Annotated in this window: 14 protein-coding genes and 1 other annotated feature; of the genes, 10 read left to right on the top strand and 4 right to left on the bottom strand. The window is 47.0% G+C overall.

Annotated elements, in window-relative coordinates:
• Positions 1 to 22: 22 nt before the first annotated feature.
• A complete protein-coding gene (locus tag ACH32G_RS08080) occupies positions 23 to 880 on the bottom strand; it encodes a MurR/RpiR family transcriptional regulator (protein WP_049627435.1) in 858 nt (285 codons plus the stop codon).
• A gap of 150 nt (positions 881 to 1,030) precedes the next feature.
• Here ACH32G_RS08080 and ACH32G_RS08085 point away from each other — a divergent pair, with 150 nt between their 5' ends.
• Together ACH32G_RS08085 and ACH32G_RS08090 are read left to right on the top strand one after the other, a co-directional pair.
• A complete protein-coding gene (locus ACH32G_RS08085; protein ID WP_016937878.1) occupies positions 1,031 to 1,189 on the top strand; it encodes a hypothetical protein in 159 nt (52 codons plus the stop codon).
• Between the two features lie 91 nt (positions 1,190 to 1,280).
• Positions 1,281 to 1,520 (top strand) — a binding site (T-box leader).
• Between the two features lie 62 nt (positions 1,521 to 1,582).
• Positions 1,583 to 2,923 carry an amino acid permease gene (locus ACH32G_RS08090; RefSeq protein WP_016937879.1) on the top strand — a complete coding sequence of 447 codons (1,341 nt, stop codon included), beginning with the start codon at positions 1,583 to 1,585 and terminating at the stop codon, positions 2,921 to 2,923.
• A 34-nt stretch (positions 2,924 to 2,957) separates the two neighbouring features.
• On the opposite strand, the gene ACH32G_RS08095 is transcribed toward ACH32G_RS08090, so the two are convergent.
• Complete coding sequence (locus tag ACH32G_RS08095; protein ID WP_047477201.1) at positions 2,958 to 3,875, bottom strand: DMT family transporter; 918 nt, start codon at positions 3,873 to 3,875, stop codon at positions 2,958 to 2,960.
• Between the two features lie 97 nt (positions 3,876 to 3,972).
• Between ACH32G_RS08095 and ACH32G_RS08100 the strand changes: the two genes are divergently transcribed.
• On the top strand, positions 3,973 to 4,851 hold the full coding sequence (locus ACH32G_RS08100; protein ID WP_366971144.1) for a LysR family transcriptional regulator: 879 nt from the start codon (positions 3,973 to 3,975) through the stop codon (positions 4,849 to 4,851).
• 31 nt (positions 4,852 to 4,882) lie between these two features.
• Here ACH32G_RS08100 and ACH32G_RS08105 read toward each other — a convergent pair whose 3' ends face one another.
• Positions 4,883 to 5,287, bottom strand: coding sequence for a hypothetical protein (locus tag ACH32G_RS08105; protein WP_366971145.1), 405 nt, complete (start codon positions 5,285 to 5,287; stop codon positions 4,883 to 4,885).
• Positions 5,288 to 5,607: 320 nt separating this feature from the next.
• On the opposite strand from ACH32G_RS08105, the gene ACH32G_RS08110 reads away from it, so the two are divergent.
• Positions 5,608 to 6,615 carry an LLM class flavin-dependent oxidoreductase gene (locus ACH32G_RS08110; protein WP_448814185.1) on the top strand — a complete coding sequence of 336 codons (1,008 nt, stop codon included), beginning with the start codon at positions 5,608 to 5,610 and terminating at the stop codon, positions 6,613 to 6,615.
• A 35-nt stretch (positions 6,616 to 6,650) separates the two neighbouring features.
• On the opposite strand, the gene ACH32G_RS08115 is transcribed toward ACH32G_RS08110, so the two are convergent.
• The gene (locus ACH32G_RS08115) at positions 6,651 to 7,739 is read right to left on the bottom strand and encodes a GntR family transcriptional regulator (protein WP_049627429.1); all 1,089 of its coding nucleotides are present in this window, start codon (positions 7,737 to 7,739) and stop codon (positions 6,651 to 6,653) included.
• 225 nt (positions 7,740 to 7,964) lie between these two features.
• Between ACH32G_RS08115 and ACH32G_RS08120 the strand changes: the two genes are divergently transcribed.
• The 6 genes from ACH32G_RS08120 (at position 7,965) to gpmI (ending at position 15,518) form a co-directional block, all read left to right on the top strand.
• A complete protein-coding gene (locus tag ACH32G_RS08120; RefSeq protein ID WP_045925933.1) occupies positions 7,965 to 9,359 on the top strand; it encodes a sugar porter family MFS transporter in 1,395 nt (464 codons plus the stop codon).
• Positions 9,360 to 9,623: 264 nt separating this feature from the next.
• Complete coding sequence (cggR, locus tag ACH32G_RS08125) at positions 9,624 to 10,658, top strand: gapA transcriptional regulator CggR (RefSeq protein ID WP_016937886.1); 1,035 nt, start codon at positions 9,624 to 9,626, stop codon at positions 10,656 to 10,658.
• A 33-nt stretch (positions 10,659 to 10,691) separates the two neighbouring features.
• The gene (gap, locus tag ACH32G_RS08130) at positions 10,692 to 11,699 is read left to right on the top strand and encodes a type I glyceraldehyde-3-phosphate dehydrogenase (protein ID WP_016937887.1); all 1,008 of its coding nucleotides are present in this window, start codon (positions 10,692 to 10,694) and stop codon (positions 11,697 to 11,699) included.
• Between the two features lie 320 nt (positions 11,700 to 12,019).
• The gene (locus ACH32G_RS08135) at positions 12,020 to 13,204 is read left to right on the top strand and encodes a phosphoglycerate kinase (protein ID WP_016937889.1); all 1,185 of its coding nucleotides are present in this window, start codon (positions 12,020 to 12,022) and stop codon (positions 13,202 to 13,204) included.
• 24 nt (positions 13,205 to 13,228) lie between these two features.
• Entirely contained in the window at positions 13,229 to 13,990 is a 762-nt protein-coding gene (gene tpiA, locus ACH32G_RS08140) for a triose-phosphate isomerase (protein ID WP_016937890.1), read from the top strand.
• A complete protein-coding gene (gene gpmI, locus ACH32G_RS08145; protein ID WP_016937891.1) occupies positions 13,983 to 15,518 on the top strand; it encodes a 2,3-bisphosphoglycerate-independent phosphoglycerate mutase in 1,536 nt (511 codons plus the stop codon). The genes tpiA and gpmI overlap by 8 nt, the downstream gene beginning before the upstream one ends.
• Positions 15,519 to 15,539: the final 21 nt, after the last annotated feature.

Genomic DNA, 15,539 nt, shown 5'->3' on the forward strand with positions numbered 1-15,539 from the left:
AAAATAAATATTCAGAAAACGGTTACAAACGTTTGTGCGCGATCATTTTTCTGATTTGCTGCAAGTTGGCGAGCGTTTTCTCCTGCCGCAGACGTGCCGTTGCGAAATAAAGTGTATCAATGACCGTCAGCTGGGCGAGTCTTGCGGACATCGCTTCTGTTCGGAAGGCCGTCTCCCTTGTTGATGTATACAGCACAACGTCAGAAATCTGGGTGAGCGGCGACTTTTGGTAGCTTGTAATGCCGATCGTGCCCGCGCCGAGCGATTTGGCCGTTTTCACCGCGTCGAGCACATCCTTGTTGCTCCCCGAGTGAGAAATCCCGATGACTGCGCTTCCGGGACCGAGAAGACCAGCTGACATCGCCTGAAAGTGAGAGTCCGTGTGAGCGATGCAGTTTATGCCCGTGCGCATAAACTTATGATACGCATCTGTGGCGATCAGCCCGGAGCCGCCGTTTCCGTAAAATTCGATTCTGTCTGCGCCGTGAATCATCTCTACCGCTTTTTCAACATCGGCCGGATCTAACAACTGAAACGTATCGGTCAGGCCGGAAATATTTGCGCGGAAAACTTTTTGGATGATGACTTCGGTATCGTCATCAGGGCTCATTTCTTCATGAATGTGCTGCACAGGCTCCTGAACGATTTCCTGAGCAAGCGCGATTTTTAAATCCTGATAGCCGGAAAAACCGAGCCGCTTGCACAGCCTGAAAATCGTCGCTTCAGAGCTTTTCGTTTTTTCCGCCAGCTGAATGATAGAGAGATGAACCACGTCTTTCGGTTCCTTCACGATATGATCTGCAATCGCTCTCAATTTTGGCGACAACCCTTTGCTGGCTGCCTGAATCTTCCCGATACTGCTTGAATTGACAGGGGTCATGCTATAACCTCCCTATTCGAATGTAAACGCATACTTTTATGATAAAGCAAGTTTCAATATAAGGAAAACAGAATTTTAAAATTGTTTTTTCGATTTGGTGTATAAAAAAAGAGAAAGGCCGCCGATGATAGAAAGTGAGGAGGCATCTGGATGAAAAAAGCATGGATTCTCGTCATATCCTTCGGCATTGCGCTTGCGCTGTTTTTATACGCAAACACTAAGGTGAAAGCGGAAAGCGCGGCACCCGGAAAGCAAAGCCTTGTTTCCGGATTTCAGCTGAGATTTTCGAATGACCGGGAAGGACAATAGACGGCAAAAATTAGTATTGACTTTGAAATTAGAAGACTGTATATTATGTTACTATATTCAGAAAATAAAAACTCAAGAGATTCATTTAACATAAAACACTGTGAACGGGAGCAGTAAAAGAATCCAGTCAGAAAAAGAGAGCCGCGGTTTGGTGCAACGCGGACTGATTGTTCTTTGAACTCGCCCGGAAGTGGCAGGGCGGAACGGAATTATCGGAATATTCCCTATGTCCTAACGGCTGACCTTCGTTAAAAGGTTTTCAAGCTGGATTCCGGATATTTGGGATCAACAAGAGTGGTACCGCGGCTGCCTGAGGCACGCCGTCTCTTTTCTAAAAAGAGGCGGCGTGCTTTTTTATGTGATGAACACTTTTTGCGAGAGGGCGTGTGATAGATGGAAAAGGACAAGCAAACGTTGAAACGGACGATGTCGTCCAGACACATTATGATGATGGCGCTTGGAGGCGCAATTGGGGCCGGGCTCTTTAAAGGCAGCAGCACGGCGATTGATGAAGCCGGGCCTTCCGTGCTGCTGGCCTACCTCCTCGGCGGAATCATTCTGCTGTTTATTATGCAGGGGCTGGCCGAAATGGCTGTCAGAAACAAACATGCAAGGACGTTCCGTGATTTGGTTGAGCAGTCTCTCGGATCGTACGCTGCATACTTTTTAGACTGGATCTATTGGAAAATGTGGGTGCTCAATATTGCCGCAGAGGCGGTCGTAGCCGCCATTTTCATTCAATATTGGCTGCCGGAATGTCCGATATGGATACTCGCTTTGATTATTTCCATTGTGGTAACGGTCGTAAACATGCTTTCTGTGAAGCTTTTTGCCGAGACAGAGTACTGGCTTGCGCTCATTAAAATTACGGTGATTGTCATCTTTATTTTATGCGGAATTCTGCTTTTATTTTTCTCATTCGGCAATCACACGGCGCCGGGGCTGTCTCATTTAACGGATCACGGAGGATTTTTCCCGCATGGAGCGGGGGGCGTCATTACGGCGATGCTCGTCGTGATCTACTCATACGGCGGAACGGAAATCATCGGCGTCACGCTGGCGGAGACAAAAAACCCCGAAAAGGTGATTCCGAAAGCTGTCCGAAGCACGTTAACGCGGATTGTCGCTTTTTATTTGCTGCCGTTTTTCATCATCGTCAGCCTGATTCCTTGGAATCAAGTCAACAGCGTTCCCGAAAGCCCGTTTGTCATAGTATTTAAGATGATCGGAATTCCGGGTGCCGACCATATTATGAATGCCGTCATTCTTCTTGCGATTATCTCGTCTATGAACTCGGGATTGTATGGGTCATCCCGCGTCTTATTTACGCAGGCTTCTGACGGCCGGGTGCCGAAAATCTTTTCAAAACTATCGAAGAAAAAGGTTCCCGTCTATGCGATTCTGACTTGTACGTCATTTTTATATGTAGGCGTTCTGATTTCTTTATTTGCAGGAAGCCAGACGTTTAATTATTTGATGGGTTCACTCGGCTATACCGTGCTGTTCATCTGGCTGATTATCGGATTCGCCCATTTGAAATCAAGAAAACATTCAACAGAAAAGCCGGCTTATTACGTCAAATGGTTCCCGTACACGACCTGGTTCGCGGTGCTTGCGCTTTTGGCCATCCTGATCGGCGTAATTGCGACGACATCCATTGTCATCACATGCATCACCGCGGCCATCTACCTGCTTATTACGGCTGCGTATCTCGTGAAAGGGAGACATCAATAAACAAAAAAACTCTTGCCCCGCGGCAAGAGTTTTTTTAATGAGCGGCCTTTTTTTCTGCGGCCAAAGCAGGTGTTTTCAGTCTCTTCGGTGTTATATTCACAAAGCAAATGCTTGTGACAATCAGAAGCAGTCCGGCCAAAAGGCTGACGGTCAGCGGCTCATGCAGGAATATCGAGCTGACGACAATGGATATGAGCGGGATCAGGAAGGTGTAAGAGGCAACCTTGCTTGCTTCCCCTGAACCGACAAGCGTAAAAAAGGCGAGCCAGCCGAGCGCGATGACAAATACCGAAATGAACAGAAGGCTCAGAATGAACGGAGCTTTCCATTGAATCGCTGAAAAGCTTTCTGAAAAACTGCCGGAGCTCACAAGCAGCACGCCGCCGATCAGAAGCTGAAGAGCGACCATCCAGATCGAGTCCGCGCGTCCGCCCGTTCTTTTCACATATACCGTGCCGAGGGCCCAGCTGACTGCGGAGCCTAAGGCCAAAAGAATGCCGGCGATGGAAATATGACCTCCGAAACCGGCTGAGCTGATGACGGCGACACCGGAAAAGCCCAGAATAAGCCCGGCTATTTTCAAAGGATACATCGATTCCCCGAGCCACAGCCAAGAAAAAACACCCATTAAAACAGGCTGGAAAAACACAATGGCTGAAAATAGGCCGGCAGGCAGGTAATTCAAGCCGACCGTTTGCAGGCCGTAAAATAAAGTAATATTTAAAATAGCAGAAATCAGATAGATCGGCCACGTTTCTTTAAAACGCAGCTTTTTAAAACGGGGCAGCGCCACCATTAATAATAGAAGTCCGCCGATCAGCGTGCGGATTCCGGCAAACAGAAGAGGCGGGGAATAGGCGAGCGCGGCCTTTGTCAGCGGCCAGTTAATCCCCCATACCGTAACTAAAAACGCCAGCATGAGAGCTGTCTGTATTCTCGAAAGCTGTTTCACGACGTTCACTCCTTGTAGAACAATTCCATCATATGATACGGTAATCAGCAAGATAAATAAAATGAATCTTTTTTATAAGGAGCATAAGTAAAACGTTATGACGATTACACAACTGCGGGTTTTTGTTCAAATTGCTGAAACGGGAAGCTTTACAAAAGCAGGGCAGGCGCTGAATATGACGCAGCCCGCCGTCAGCCATGCCATTTCTGCGCTTGAGTCAGAGCTCGGCATTAAGCTGATCATCCGCGAGCGCCGCAACGGCTTAAGACTCACGGACACGGGCGGAAAAATTCTCGTCCATATCAGAGAGGTGCTCAAAGGCATAGAGAAAGCCGAACAGCTGGCGGCTGCGGAAAGAGGGCTTGAACAGGGAACGATTCACGTCGGCACATTTCCCGCCGCTTCCGCTTATTTCATTCCAAAGCTGATCAGCATGTTTAAAAAGCGGTATCCGAAGCTTGAATTGGTGCTTCATGAAGGAACGGTCAACGAAGTAAAGGAATGGCTCCGTTCCCGGGTAATAGACGTAGGTATTACTCTTTTTCCTACGGAAGATATGGAATATCTGCCGCTGAAAAAAGATAAAATGGCCGCCGTGCTTAGAAATGATCATCCGCTTTGCAGCTGTAAGGCAATCTCTCTGAAAGACCTTGACTGCCAGCCGATGATCATCTGTGACGGAGGGTACGAATCACCGCTTATTGATATGTTTAGGGAGGCAGGATCTGTGCTGACTGCCGCATTCACTGTTTACAACGTCAATACGTCCATCAGCATGATTAAAGAAGGGCTGGGAATCGCGATATTATCACAAATGTCTATGTCGGGAATATCGCTGCCGGAAAATGTAGTGACAAGAGAACTCAATCAGGCGGTGTACCGCGATGTTCTGCTTGCAGTTCCGTCTGTAAAAGAGGCTTCTTTGGCGGCAAAACTTTTTATTCAAATCGCACAGGAACTCACAAAGAACGAATAAAAAGACCCTAATGATCTTAGGGTCCTGAATCTTATCGGTTAATTTTAAAAGAGTTTGTCGTATTTACGACTTTTGTACCGTTAAAAGTGGCTTTGACACGATAATAACCTGTCTTGCACCCTTTTAAAGAGAATGACTTAGTTACATGAAATATGAAAGCGAAGCTTGTCTTTTTGCAAGTTGTCCATTTATTACCTGACTTTTGTTGTAAGTAAAGGTTTCCTTTAATTGTATGATCTCCGTATGGTGTTGATAGAGTAAAATCAACAGTTTTTGCTTTTTTAGTATAGTAAGAGGCATCAGTAAATCCTGATACAGCTAAATTTTGTCTATCGCCAGACCAAAAATCAGCAGCGAGAGCACTAATGCTACCAGTGAAAATAATAAATGTTACTAACAAAGAAGTAACAACAGTAATTAAAATAGATTTTTTCAAATTATATCCTCCTATTTATCATTTTTCAATATAAACCATAATATAGCATAATGTTTTTATGCATTCAAGTTTTCTATTGTTATTTTATGGTTGATTTATAGTTGAAAACTAAAGCGGACCTCTTTATTCGTAATGCTATGATTTGTTTTTGTAAATGATTATTAGAATGAAACTATTACATTTGTACTATATTAGTGGGGAATATGATTGTTCGAAGATCATCGAATCAAATTGTTTAACTCACGTGATAAGCTGTGGTAAGGTGGGTGGTAGAGACCTTGTTTAAGATCTGCTTACACTAAACCATAAAGGAGAAAACGATGGCTGAACATACATTGAAAGATACTGCGTTTTCCGTATTGAATTTATCGCCGGTCGTACAGGGGGGAACGGTTGCTGAATCGTTCCGCAACAGCATGGATTTAGCGCGCCGCGCCGAGGAGTGGGGCTATAACCGCTATTGGCTGGCGGAGCATCATAATATAGAAGGCGTCGCCAGCTCGGCAACGTCAGTGCTGATCGGCCACATCGCCGGCGGCACGAAAAAAATCCGCGTCGGTTCAGGCGGCATTATGCTGCCGAATCATTCGTCACTTATAATCGCGGAGCAATTCGGAACCCTTGAAACGTTATATCCAGGGCGGATTGACCTCGGACTCGGACGTGCGCCGGGAACCGACCAATTAACGGCAAGAGCCTTAAGAAGAAACATAAACAGCGGGGAAGATTTCCCGGAGCAGCTTGAAGAATTGAGAAATTACTTCAAACCGACAGGCAATGTGCGCAATCAAGTCCGCGCCATTCCGGGCGAAGGGCTGGACGTGCCGATCTGGCTTCTGGGCTCAAGCGGCTTCAGCGCACGCCTTGCTGGAGAGCTCGGGCTTCCGTTCGCCTTTGCGGCTCATTTCTCACCGAAAAATACCGTGCCGGCTCTTGAGTTATACCGAAGCTCCTTCCGTCCGTCAGACGTACTGGATAAACCGTACGCGATGGTCGGCGTTACCGTTATTGCCGCGGACACGGATGAAAAGGCGGAGCATCTGGCGACATCGCATTATCAAAGATTTTTAGACCTCGTCCGCGGCACGCCGAACCAGCTGAAGCCCCCTGTTGAAGACATGGATCAAATCTGGTCGCCGTATGAAAAAGCGATGGTCAATGAACAGCTCAGTTCAACGATCGTCGGCGGACCGGATCGTGTGAAGGAAAAGCTGGAAAACTTCATCCGGACAACACAGGCCGATGAAATCATGGTGAATTCAGAAAGCTTTGAGCATGCCGACAGAATGCGGTCGTTTGAAATCATCGCCGAATTAAAAAACAGCTGATCAAAAAAAGCAATGTGCGCAGCACATTGCTTTTTTCATTCGCCGATCCGCCTGACGGAATTCCGGATGACGAGTTCCGGTTCATACACGACGTCATCTTGCTTCGGTTTTTTATGTTCTAAGCAGTCGATGACGTATTTTGCCGCCGCTTTCCCCATAATGGATTTCGGGTGCTTGACAGAGGTGAGCTTCACCTCGGAAATCTGGGCGAAATGTGAATCATCATAGCCCATGACTGACACGTCATCAGGCACCTTTAAGCCGAATTCTCTGAGAAGATTAATTGTCTTCAGCGCAATTTCATCATTATAACAAAGAATGGCCGTCGGGTATGATCCGCTGTTTTGCTCAAGGGTATCCTTAATCTTTTGGAGAAGCACGGTTTCTTTTTCCTCAGTCGTGTAAGTTACGATCATGTCCGGAGACGGGAAAATCCCGCGCTCCCGATGCGCCTGCAGATAGCCGTTCATCCGTTTGACGCCCTGCGTGTCATCCGCTTTAAAAATTCCCATAATGTGCGTGTGGCCGAGGGACATGACGTATTCGCAAGCCATCATGCCGCCTTTGACATCATTGACGGAAAAGCTCGGTGCGGCCAGCTCCGCATAAGAAGCGTTAATCATGGCAAACGGAATGCCGTTTTTCTCCAGATTGAGATAATAGCCGATGTTGGGCGTTTGCAGCGCGCTTTTCGTAGGCTCGACAATCAGCCCGTCTATATTTTTAGACAGCAGGTTTTCAAGGCCGCGTCGTTCACTTTCTGTATTGTTGTTGGTGCTCGTCAGCAGCATGGAATAGCCTTGTTCGCTTAAATAAGATTCGATTCCCCTGATGATGCTCGGGAAAATATAGTCTGATATGTACGTTGTAATGACGCCGATCGTTTTGTTTGAATGCATGGCTGATTTCGCCGTGCGTGAAGCGACAAAGGTGCCTCCGCCCTGAACGCTGTACAGCAGCCCCTGCGAGACTAAATCCCCGATCGCTTTTCTGATGGTATGGCGGCTGACGCCGAACTGCTGCATCAGCTCATTTTCCGTAGGCAGCTTTTGGTCAGGCTGTATTTTTCCTTGATTCAGCCATGAACAAATTTCTTCTTTTACTTGAGCATATTTCGGTAGCATATCAATTCCTCCAAAATGTATACGGACAAATTCCAGTATAACATAGTAAGCCCTTTCATCAAGTCGTAAAAACAATTGACAGATTCTGAAAAACTGCTTATTCTTTATTTGTACGTACTAATTTTCCTTATTTTTAGATAAAATTCTTTATAAGTACGTACAAATGTAATAGTGCTCTGATTTGTAAGCGTTTTTATTCTATTATTCGCGGGAGGGTAAAAATTCATGAAGAATCACCCGGCACCAATTGGCTCAAATGTACCTGTCACTCGGGAGCATTCGAAGTGGTTTGTCATTCTCATCTCATGCGCGGCCGGACTGGGAGGGCTTTTGTACGGTTATGACACGGCGGTTATTTCCGGCGCCATCGGTTTTCTGAAAGACTTGTACCGTTTAAGTCCTTTTATGGAAGGGCTCGTGATTTCAAGCATTATGATCGGCGGTGTTTTCGGCGTCGGTATTTCCGGATTTTTGAGTGACCGTTTCGGACGGAGAAAGGTTCTGATGGCAGCGGCCCTTTTGTTTGCGGTGTCAGCGGTTGTCTCTGCGCTTTCTCAAAGTGTGTCTTCCTTAATTATCGCCAGAATCATCGGCGGTCTGGGAATCGGAATGGGCTCCTCGCTTTCTGTCACCTATATTACCGAAGCCGCTCCGCCGGCCATACGCGGCAGTCTGTCCTCACTGTATCAGCTGTTTACGATATTAGGCATCTCCGGCACTTATTTTATTAACCTCGCCGTCCAGCAGTCCGGCTCATATGAATGGGGGGTGCACACCGGCTGGCGGTGGATGCTCGCTTACGGCATGATTCCGTCTGTCATCTTTTTTATCGTGCTGCTTATCGTGCCGGAAAGTCCGCGCTGGCTTGCAAAAGCGGGGCGCAGGAATGAAGCTCTCGCCGTGCTGACGCGCATTAACGGCGAGCAGACCGCGAAAGAAGAAATCAAACAAATCGAAACGTCTTTACAATTAGAAAAAATGGGTTCATTGTCTCAGCTGTTTAAACCGGGGCTGAGAAAAGCGCTTGTGATCGGGATTCTGCTGGCTTTGTTCAATCAGGTCATCGGCATGAACGCGATTACGTATTACGGGCCGGAAATCTTCAAAATGATGGGCTTCGGGCAGAATGCGGGGTTTGTCACGACATGCATCGTCGGTGTCGTCGAAGTGATTTTCACCATTATCGCGGTTCTTTTAGTCGATAAAGTTGGCCGGAAAAAGCTGATGGGGGTCGGATCAGCCTTTATGGCGCTGTTCATGATCTTAATCGGGGCATCCTTTTATTTTCAGCTGGCAAGCGGTCCGGCTTTAGTCGTCATTATATTAGGATTCGTCGCCGCTTTCTGCGTTTCAGTCGGGCCGATTACGTGGATCATGATTTCAGAAATCTTTCCGAACCACCTCCGCGCACGCGCCGCCGGTATTGCGACGATATTCCTGTGGGGGGCGAACTGGGCGATCGGTCAGTTCGTGCCGATGATGATCAGCGGGCTGGGTCTCGCGTACACTTTCTGGATATTCGCCGTCATTAATATTCTCTGTTTCTTGTTTGTCGTGACGATTTGCCCTGAGACGAAAAATAAATCATTAGAGGAAATAGAAAAACTCTGGATAAAATGAAAGCGTTTTACGACAAAAGTCCGCTCCGGCGGGCTTTTGTCTGTCACTTTCAGTCCGTTTCTGTATATAATGACTGTATCAAGGAGATACTGGTAAATCCTGCGAAGAATGTCGAGGAATTGACCTTTAACAGTTGAATTAACAAAGTCATCCTGTTAAAATAATTAAAGAAAGCAGACATAATTTTTTTTGGCTATGATGGGACGTTTTTTGTCATAGCGGGACATTTTCTGTCCAGTATGAATAGGAAGGAACGTTTGAGTCATGAACCAGTTAATACAAGCTCAAAAAAAATTATTGCCTGATCTTTTGCTTGTCATGCAGAAAAGATTTGAAATCTTGCAGTATATCAGGCTTACCGAACCGATCGGCCGCAGAAGTCTCGCAGCCAGTCTCGGATTGACCGAGCGCGTTCTCAGAAGCGAGGTTCAGTTTTTGAAAGAACAGAATCTCATTGATATTAAAACAAACGGCATGACAATGACGGAAGAAGGCTATTCACTGCTTTCGATTCTGGAAGATACGATGAAGGATGTTTTAGGATTGACGCTTTTGGAAAAGACATTAAAAGAGCGGCTTAATCTGAAAGACGCCATTATCGTCTCCGGAGACAGCGACCAATCTCCTTGGGTCAAAAAAGAATTAGGGAGAGCGGCCGTTGCGTGTATGAAAAAGAGATTTTCAGGCAAAAATATCGTCGCTGTAACCGGCGGTACGACAATTGAAGCTGTCGCCGATATGATGACGCCGGATTCTAAAAACCGCGAGCTCTTGTTTGTGCCTGCAAGAGGCGGTTTAGGCGAAGACGTGAAAAACCAGGCGAACACCATATGCGCGCATATGGCGGAAAAGGCTTCAGGCACTTACCGGCTTTTGTTTGTTCCCGGACAGCTGTCACAAGGCGCCTATTCATCTATTATTGAAGAACCTTCCGTAAAAGAGGTGCTTCAGACGATTAAATCAGCGAGTATGCTCATTCACGGAATCGGCGAAGCTAGAACAATGGCGGAGCGAAGAAACACACCTTTGGAAGATTTGAAGAAAATAGATGACAATCATGCGGTGACAGAAGCATTCGGCTACTACTTTAATGCGGACGGAGAAGTCGTTCACAAGGTGCATTCAGTCGGAATGCAGCTCGATGACCTCGATGCCATCCCCGACATTATCGCGGTAGCGGGCGGATCATCAAAAGCAGAAGCAATCGAAGCTTATTTTAAAAAGCAGCGAAACACGGTTCTCGTCACGGACGAAGGAGCCGCAAAGAAGTTATTAAGGGATAACAGTCCCTCAATATAAATATCTCTCACTTATTAAAAGGAGGAAATAATCATGGCAGTAAAAGTCGGTATTAACGGTTTTGGTCGTATTGGACGTAACGTATTCCGCGCAGCATTAAACAATCCTGAAGTTGAGGTAGTGGCGGTTAACGATTTAACAGACGCTAACATGCTTGCTCATCTTTTACAATATGATTCCGTACACGGAAAATTAGACGCAGAAGTTAAAGTTGACGGCAGCAACCTTGTTGTTAACGGCAAAACAATCGAAGTTTCTGCTGAGCGCGATCCTGCGAAACTCAGCTGGGGCAAACAAGGCGTTGAAATCGTAGTTGAATCTACTGGTTTCTTCACAAAACGCGCAGACGCTGCGAAACATTTAGAAGCCGGCGCGAAAAAAGTCATCATCTCTGCACCTGCTAACGAAGAAGATATCACAATCGTTATGGGTGTTAACGAAGATAAATACGATGCAGCTAACCACGATGTTATCTCTAACGCATCTTGCACAACAAACTGCCTTGCGCCGTTTGCAAAAGTACTTAACGACAAATTCGGCATCAAACGCGGTATGATGACAACTGTTCACTCTTACACAAATGATCAGCAAATCCTTGATCTTCCGCACAAAGACTACCGTCGTGCGCGTGCAGCAGCTGAAAACATCATCCCAACATCAACTGGTGCTGCTAAAGCAGTTTCTCTAGTTCTTCCTGAACTAAAAGGCAAACTGAACGGCGGAGCTATGCGTGTGCCGACTCCAAACGTTTCTCTTGTTGACTTAGTTGCTGAACTTAACAAAGACGTAACGGTTGAAGACGTAAACGCAGCTCTTAAAGAAGCGGCTGAAGGCGATCTTAAAGGAATCCTTGGCTACAGCGAAGAGCCATTAGTATCCGGAGACTACAACGGCAATGCTAACTCTTCTACAATCGATGCTCTTTCTACAATGGTTATGGAAGGCAGCATGGTAAAAGTAATCTCTTGGTACGATAACGAAAGCGGCTACTCTAACCGCGTTGTTGACCTTGCAGCTTACATCGCAAAACAAGGTCTTTAATTCATAGCTCCCGGAAAGGGCCGGACTTGGTTCTTTCGGACAGAAACGCTATAATGAAAGCGGACAAGGGAAGGGGACGGACTCCCTTTCCCTTTTTCCATGAGAACCGGCTTTCAGAAAGCGCCGGATTGCTGCAGAACGTCCGCGTTTTGCAGTTTCAGCGGCACTTTCGTTTTCTGGCCGCCTGCCCTGGCTCAGAAGACGATCTGCCCCGTGCCCGGAAGCTGCAATCTGCCCCGCGGCGGAAGCATCATAAGGCGGTTTCACGTTTCACGTTTTTCGTGCTATGCAAACCATTTTGAAGGAGGATCTCCTAAGGCATGAATAAAAAAACAGTAAAAGACATCGACGTAAAAGGCAAAGTCGTATTCTGCCGCGTTGACTTTAACGTTCCAATGAAAGACGGGGAAGTAACAGACGATACTCGTATCCGCGCTGCGCTTCCGACAATCAAACATCTTGCAGACCAAGGCGCGAAAGTCCTTCTTGCGAGCCACTTAGGCCGCCCGAAAGGCGAAGTGGTTGAGGAGCTTCGTTTAACTCCTGTCGCTGCACGCTTAGGCGAACTGCTTGGCAAAGAAGTGAAAAAAGCAGATGAAGCTTACGGTGATGCTGTAAAAGCACAAATTTCTGATATGAAGGACGGAGACGTTCTTGTATTGGAAAACGTACGTTTCTACCCTGGCGAAGAGAAAAATGATCCTGAGCTTGCTAAAGCATTTGCTGAGCTTGCGGATGTATATGTCAATGACGCATTCGGTGCTGCCCACCGTGCTCACGCATCTACAGCCGGAATTGCCGAGCATCTGCCGGCGGTTGCAGGATTCCTGATGGAAAAAGAGCTTGACGTTCTCGGCAAAGCCGTGACAAATCCTGAGCGCCCGTTTACGGCAATCATCGGCGGAGCGAAAGTAAAAGACAAAATCGGCGTCATCGAAAGTCTGCTTGATAAAGTGGACAACTTGATCATCGGCGGAGGTCTTGCTTACACATTCGTTAAAGCGCTTGGCTATGAAGTCGGTAAATCTCTTCTTGAAGAAGATAAAATCGAGCTTGCAAAATCATTCATGGACCGCGCGAAAGAAAAAGGCGTTAAATTCTATATGCCGGAAGACGTTCTCGTTGCTGATGATTTCTCTAACGATGCAAACGTTCAAATCGTGCCGATCTCTGAGATTCCAAGTGATTTAGAAGCCATCGACATTGGTACGAAAACACGCGAAACGTATGCTGACGTTATCAAAAACAGCAAACTTGTCGTGTGGAACGGACCGATGGGCGTATTCGAAATCGACTTGTTCGCTCAAGGCACAAAAGCGGTTGCAGAAGCATTGGCAGAGGCGAATGATACATACTCTGTCATCGGCGGAGGAGACTCTGCGGCAGCCGTTGAAAAATTCGGCCTTGCTGACAAAATGAGCCACATCTCAACAGGCGGCGGCGCATCCCTTGAATTCATGGAAGGCAAAGAGCTTCCAGGGGTAGCTGCACTGAACGATAAATAAAACTGCTATAAGGAAGTGGAACAGATGAGAAAACCAATTATAGCCGGTAACTGGAAAATGAACAAAACACTCGGCGAGGCTGTCAGCTTCGTTGAAGAAGTGAAATCTTCCATTCCAGCAGCAGACAAAGCGGAAGCCGTTGTTTGCGCACCAGCACTTTTCTTAGAAAAGCTGACTTCTGCTGTTAAAGGAACTGACTTAAAAGTCGGCGCCCAAAACATGCATTTTGAAGAAAACGGTGCGTTCACAGGCGAAATCAGCCCGGTTGCTCTGAAAGACCTCGGCGTGGAATACTGCGTCATCGGCCACTCTGAGCGCCGTGAAATGTTCGCTGAAACAGATGAAACAGTTAACAAAAAAGCGCATGCCGCTTTCAAACACGGCATTGTGCCGATCATTTGCGTAGGTGAAACGCTTGAAGAGCGCGAAGCCGGAAAAACAAATGATCTTGTTGCCGATCAAGTGAAAAAAGGTCTTGCGGGTCTTTCTGAAGAGCAAGTTGCTGCTTCCGTTATTGCGTACGAGCCAATCTGGGCAATCGGAACAGGCAAATCTTCTACAGCGAAAGATGCTAACGACGTCTGCGCGCATATCCGTAAAGTCGTTGCTGAAAGCTTCAGCCAGGAAACTGCTGACAAGCTCCGCATTCAATACGGCGGCAGCGTAAAACCTGCAAATATTAAAGAATATATGGCAGAGTCCGATATTGACGGTGCTTTGGTCGGCGGCGCAAGCCTTGAACCGCAGTCATTCGTTCAATTATTGGAGGAAGGTCAATATGAGTAAAAAACCAGCTGCACTCATCATTCTTGATGGGTTCGGATTACGCAATGAAACAGTCGGAAATGCAGTCGCACAAGCGAAAAAACCGAATTTCGACCGTTATTGGAACCAATACCCTCATCAGACGCTGACGGCATCAGGCGAAGCAGTCGGACTGCCTGAAGGACAGATGGGGAACTCTGAAGTCGGACATTTGAATATCGGCGCAGGACGTATTGTGTACCAAAGCTTAACACGCGTGAACGTTGCCATCCGCGAAGGCGAATTCGAACGCAATCAAACGTTCCTTGACGCCATCAAAAACGCGAAAGACAACGACAAAGCGCTGCACCTGTTTGGTCTTCTTTCTGACGGGGGCGTACACAGTCACATCAATCATTTATTCGCGCTGCTGAAGCTTGCGAAAAGTGAAGGGCTGACGAAGGTGTATATCCACGGTTTCCTCGACGGCCGCGATGTAGGTCCGCAAACTGCGAAAACTTACATTCAGCAGCTGAATGAGCAGATCGAAGAAATCGGTGTCGGCGAAATCGCCAGCATTTCCGGACGCTACTACTCCATGGACCGCGACAAACGCTGGGACCGTGTGGAAAAAGCGTACCGCGCAATGGCTTACGGCGAAGGCCCGTCTTACCGCAGCGCGATGGATGTCGTCGACGATTCTTATGCGAACGGCATTCATGATGAATTCGTCATTCCGTCCGTCATCACAAAAGAAAACGGTGAACCCGTTGCGAAAATTCATGACGGCGATTCTGTGATTTTCTATAATTTCAGACCTGACCGCGCCATCCAGATTTCGAACACGTTTACCAACAAAGATTTCCGCGATTTCGACCGCGGTGAACATCATCCGAAAAACCTGTATTTCGTCTGCCTGACTCACTTCAGTGAATCTGTTGACGGATATGTGGCTTTTAAACCGGTAAACCTTGATAATACGGTTGGTGAAGTATTAGCACAGCACGGGTTAAAACAGCTTCGCATTGCAGAAACTGAAAAGTATCCGCACGTTACGTTCTTTATGAGCGGCGGCCGCGAAGAAGAATTCCCGGGCGAAGAGCGCATCCTTATCAACTCGCCGAAGGTTGCGACATATGACCTGAAGCCTGAAATGAGTGCGTATGAAGTGAAGGATGCTCTTGTAAAAGAAATCGCGGCTGACAAGCATGACGCGATCATCCTGAACTTTGCAAACCCTGACATGGTCGGCCACTCCGGAATGGTCGAACCGACGATTAAAGCAATTGAAGCAGTGGACGAGTGCTTAGGCGAAGTGGTTGACGCCATCATCGCTAAAGGCGGGCATGCCATCATTACCGCTGATCACGGTAATGCAGACATTCTGATTACAGAATCAGGCGAACCGCACACTGCCCATACGACAAATCCAGTCCCTGTCATTGTGACGAAAGAAGGCGTGACGCTGCGCGAAGGCGGAATCCTAGGCGACCTCGCACCAACGTTATTAGACCTTCTCGGTGTTGAAAAACCGAAAGAAATGACCGGAACATCTTTAATTCAAAAATAATTTGAAATCAAAAGGAGAGAC

This window comes from Bacillus sp. CIS52, from assembly GCF_053545315.1.

Bases quoted from the DNA above. Each gene is read 5' to 3' on its own strand.
- ACH32G_RS08090 (WP_016937879.1), top strand. From the start codon at position 1,583: ATGGAAAAGGACAAGCAAACGTTGAAACGGACGATGTCGTCCAGACAC.
- ACH32G_RS08110 (WP_448814185.1), top strand. From the start codon at position 5,608: ATGGCTGAACATACATTGAAAGATACTGCGTTTTCCGTATTGAATTTA.
- gap (WP_016937887.1), top strand. From the start codon at position 10,692: ATGGCAGTAAAAGTCGGTATTAACGGTTTTGGTCGTATTGGACGTAAC.
- ACH32G_RS08120 (WP_045925933.1), top strand. From the start codon at position 7,965: ATGAAGAATCACCCGGCACCAATTGGCTCAAATGTACCTGTCACTCGG.
- ACH32G_RS08080 (WP_049627435.1), bottom strand. From the start codon at position 880: ATGACCCCTGTCAATTCAAGCAGTATCGGGAAGATTCAGGCAGCCAGC.
- gpmI (WP_016937891.1), top strand. From the start codon at position 13,983: ATGAGTAAAAAACCAGCTGCACTCATCATTCTTGATGGGTTCGGATTA.
- cggR (WP_016937886.1), top strand. From the start codon at position 9,624: ATGAACCAGTTAATACAAGCTCAAAAAAAATTATTGCCTGATCTTTTG.
- tpiA (WP_016937890.1), top strand. From the start codon at position 13,229: ATGAGAAAACCAATTATAGCCGGTAACTGGAAAATGAACAAAACACTC.
- ACH32G_RS08100 (WP_366971144.1), top strand. From the start codon at position 3,973: ATGACGATTACACAACTGCGGGTTTTTGTTCAAATTGCTGAAACGGGA.
- ACH32G_RS08115 (WP_049627429.1), bottom strand. From the start codon at position 7,739: ATGCTACCGAAATATGCTCAAGTAAAAGAAGAAATTTGTTCATGGCTG.
- ACH32G_RS08135 (WP_016937889.1), top strand. From the start codon at position 12,020: ATGAATAAAAAAACAGTAAAAGACATCGACGTAAAAGGCAAAGTCGTA.
- ACH32G_RS08085 (WP_016937878.1), top strand. From the start codon at position 1,031: ATGAAAAAAGCATGGATTCTCGTCATATCCTTCGGCATTGCGCTTGCG.